1 protein-coding gene, 1 rRNA gene and 2 pseudogenes are annotated in these 2849 nt (G+C 39.7%); 3 read left to right on the top strand and 1 reads right to left on the bottom strand.

What is annotated here, in order from left to right; genetic code table 11:
• From rrf to FTV04_RS16500, 3 genes and pseudogenes are all read left to right on the top strand, one after another.
• Positions 1-106 (top strand): 5S ribosomal RNA (gene rrf / locus FTV04_RS16510); the annotation flags it as partial.
• Between the two features lie 219 nt (positions 107-325).
• A pseudogene (locus FTV04_RS16505) lies at positions 326-876 on the top strand (DUF4256 domain-containing protein).
• A gap of 407 nt (positions 877-1283) precedes the next feature.
• Positions 1284-2633, top strand: a complete 1350-nt coding sequence (locus FTV04_RS16500; protein WP_180090419.1) for an MFS transporter — start codon at positions 1284-1286, stop codon at positions 2631-2633.
• Positions 2634-2744: 111 nt separating this feature from the next.
• On the opposite strand, the pseudogene FTV04_RS16495 reads toward FTV04_RS16500, so the two are convergent.
• A pseudogene (locus tag FTV04_RS16495) lies at positions 2745-2849 on the bottom strand (IS5/IS1182 family transposase); the annotation flags it as partial.

Below are 2849 nucleotides of genomic sequence, written 5' to 3'. Positions count from 1 at the left end.
AATAGCAAGAGTGAACCACCTGATCCCTTCCCGAACTCAGAAGTGAAACCTCTTAGCGCTGATGGTAGTGTGGGGTTACCCATGTGAGAGTAAGTCATCGCCAGCTCATTATTCGAAACACCCCCTGCACTAGTCAGGGGGTGTTTTTTTATGCGTGATGAAAAGGGAAGAAAAAAATAATAAGAAAAGCAGAAAGACAAACTGGGAAATGATAGATATTTAAAAATAATACGGCTAAACAGCGCTAAAAATTTACATCAAGGTGAGTCTATATTCTTTATAGTGAAGTTCAGTCTCCAATGTATAAAAACAATAGGATGTGCAAATGCTCCAAGATCTTGATGAAATCTCTATTTTAGAGATATTGCAGCAACGCTTTGAGGAAAATATGGAGCGTCATCCAGAATTACTTTGGGATGATGTTAAAAAACAATTGATAGCACAGCCCTCAAAACTACAAATTTTAATCGAAATGGAAAAACAGGGGGTGAGCCAGATATTGTGAGGCTGAATCGGCTATCTCATGACCTGATATTTTATGATTGCAGCTTAGAGTCACTAAAGCCTAGACGCAGCTTGTGTTATGACCGTGATGCCTTGGAGAATCGGAAGGATCATCCTCCCAAAAATAACGTAATAGACATGGTTCGAGACATCGGTGCTGAGCTACTGACAGAAGAAGACTATCGAGCGATACAGCAAGTTTTTCATTTCGATTTAAAGACTTCGAGTTGGATCGTAACGCCAGCGGATATTCGGCAAAAGGACGGGGCACTGTTTTGTGATCGACGTTATGATCATGTATTTAGCTACCATAATGGCGCGCAGTCATATTATGCGTCTCGTGGATTTCGCTGTAAGCTGGTGATTGCTTAATCTCAGTGCTATCAAGATATTTAAAACAATCAAGAGCGTTAAAGTGAGCTTTTCTAAAGATGTAATTGCGTTTGTTTTTTAGACATTTAAAATTTTTCTAAACTAAAGATAGAAATAAATGATGGTGTGTCGTTCTGAAGTTTAATGAAAGAATAGAAGAATTAGACCTGAAAATAAGAGTATTATTATTTAAAAAAATCAGTTAAATAATCATATATTGATAATGTTTAATAATTAAACTAAAACATGAAAAATAACACAATTAACATGTACTTATAAGTGATTCGATTTATTAAACATACGTCTAATATCCCTAGAAAACACTGTTCCGTATATTCCGTGGCTGTTGAATTTTACTTAAAAATTCAATGAATGTTATGGACAAGTACTCATGGGAGATGAGAACGATGACAACGGAAAAAATAGACATAAATTCTGTAGTCGATAAGGCTAAATTTACCCCGTTCCACTTCAATGTAGTGGCTTGGTGCTTATTGATTATTTTATTTGATGGCTACGATTTAGCGATTAATGGCGTGGTTTTACCATTATTGATGCAAGACTGGGGCTTAAGTGCAATGCAAGCGGGGATGCTTGCCAGTACTGCGCTCGCAGGGATGATGTTTGGTGCCATGTTCTTTGGTTCTTTAGCAGATAAGATTGGCCGTAAAAAAGTCATCATGATCTGTATCGTTTTATTTAGTGGTTTGACCTTTGCTGGTGGTTTTGCGTCGAATCCAACAGAATTTGGTATTTTGCGTTTCTTGGCTGGTTTAGGGATTGGCGGTGTAATGCCTAACCTTGTGGCTTTAACGTCGGAATACGCGCCGCAGAAGATGCGTAGCACACTAGTAACGACGATGTTTAGTGGTTATGCAGTCGGTGGTGTGATGGCGGCACTTTTAGGTTCATGGTTCACCCCTGACTTTGGTTGGCAAATCATGTTCTCTATTGCAGGTATTCCACTTTTCCTTTTACCTGTGATTTGGAAATTCTTACCTGAATCTTTGGCATTTATGGTGAAAGAAAACAAACAGGAAAAAGCCCGCAGTATCGTGAAGCGCTTAGCGCCTGAAGTGAAAGTGACTGAAAATACAGTGTTCACTTTACCGCAAGAAAATGTACCTGAAGCTGCTAACGTGGTGAGTTTGTTCCGCCGTGGTCGTGCCGTAAATACATTATTGTTTTGGGTGGCGTTCTTTACGTGCCTATTGACCATGTATGCGCTGAGCAGCTGGTTACCAAAACTGATGATGGCAGCCGGTTATTCTATGGATAACAGCTTAATGTTCATGATGGTCATGAACGTGGGCGCAGTTGTGGGTATTGTTGGCGGTGGTATTTTGGCTGACCGTTTCCACTTAAAACCTGTGTTGATGGTTTTGGGTATGATGGGCGCGATTGTGATGAGCTTGATGGGCTTCCAATCGAATCAGTTCTTACTATACATCTTGGTGTTCTTGGCAGGTGCTGCGTCTATTGGTTCGCAAATGCTGCTTTACAGCTATGTAGCGCAGTATTACCCACTTGCTGTACGTTCGACAGGTATTGGTTGGTCTTCTGCGATCGGTCGTATGGGCGCGATTGTAGGGCCGATTCTGATTGGTGGTTTGCTCGGTATGAACTTACCTGCGCATTTCAACTTTATGGCGGTGGGTTTACCTGTACTGATTACTGCGATCGCGGTTGCATTGATCATGCATGAAAACGACAGTGATAAAATTGATGTCAAAGAGGCAACTACAGCCAAAGCTTAAGTTGTGATTCTTTAAAAAGAAAAGCCTCCGAAAGGGGGCTTTTTTGGGGTTATTTAAAATGCTAATAAAATAATTATTTTATATTTTCTAATATTAGATTTCTTTCATAAGTCATTTTTCACTCAGCTCCAAGTTATAAATTCCAGCAATTAGATTGAATCTTAATGCTAGTCTTTTGCCTCGATTGCGATATCGCTCAGCAAGAATTTTGAAGGT

Source organism: Acinetobacter sp. YH12219, assembly GCF_013417875.1.
Taxonomy (GTDB): domain Bacteria; phylum Pseudomonadota; class Gammaproteobacteria; order Pseudomonadales; family Moraxellaceae; genus Acinetobacter; species Acinetobacter amyesii.
The sequence above is the reverse complement of the archived record's forward strand: the minus strand, read 5'-3'. Positions and strand labels throughout refer to the sequence as shown.

Excerpts from the sequence above, each read along its gene's own strand:
- FTV04_RS16500 (WP_180090419.1), top strand. The coding sequence starts at position 1,284 with ATGACAACGGAAAAAATAGACATAAATTCTGTAGTCGATAAGGCTAAA.